At 42.0% G+C, this 654-nt stretch carries 1 protein-coding gene; it reads right to left on the bottom strand.

Going from position 1 to position 654, the window contains the following annotated elements; all coding sequences use genetic code 11:
• Positions 1–64: 64 nt before the first annotated feature.
• Positions 65–654, bottom strand: a 590-nt coding sequence (locus ACYVTD_RS15275; RefSeq protein WP_461248558.1) for a DUF6657 family protein, incomplete at its 5' end; no start/stop codon positions are given.

Raw genomic sequence — 654 nt, 5'->3', positions numbered from 1 at the left:
CACTTAGACTTAACAATATTAAGAAACATTATAATCACATAATAAGAATTTGTCCACTGGAATTTTAAGCGTTAAACATCCGTCTGGTTTCTTCCCTTGCCCGTTCCACTACAGTCTCATAGTTAGTCTTTAAGGCGTTCATATTCTGGTTGTAAAAATTGACAAATTCAGGGTCTTGGAAGGGATCAATACGGACTTCCCTGCCCATTCTATTGGATAATTCTTCTTCCTTTTGGCGGAGTTTTGGGGCGTACTGCTGGCGGAGCATTTGCTCGCATTGGGCGATTTCTTGCAGATATTGGGCAAAAAGACCGGTTAGCTGTTTGTACATTTCGCTAAATTCATTGTTATTTATTACGGCGGACAGCCCCTTGCCTAGCCTTTCTATCCGTTTTTCGTCGCTATTTGCGGTGGGCAGGGCTATTTGCGTAACAAGAACGTCAAAAATACCCTGTTTAAGGGTTTCCCTGTCTTGAGCGGGCGTCTTTTTTATCTCGCTTACAATATCCGCGTCCCCGTCCAAAAAAGCGTTTGCCAGTTTTTTACCCCTTTTTTTAACTTCATATTGATCTATACCCGACTTGTCGCTTTTAACCGCTCCTGTTCTTTCCAGAGCTATTTCCAGAGCTGTCTTGATTACTCCCATTGAATTAT

This window comes from Treponema sp. R6D11 (assembly GCF_054786075.1).
The sequence above is the reverse complement of the archived record's forward strand: the minus strand, read 5'-3'. Positions and strand labels throughout refer to the sequence as shown.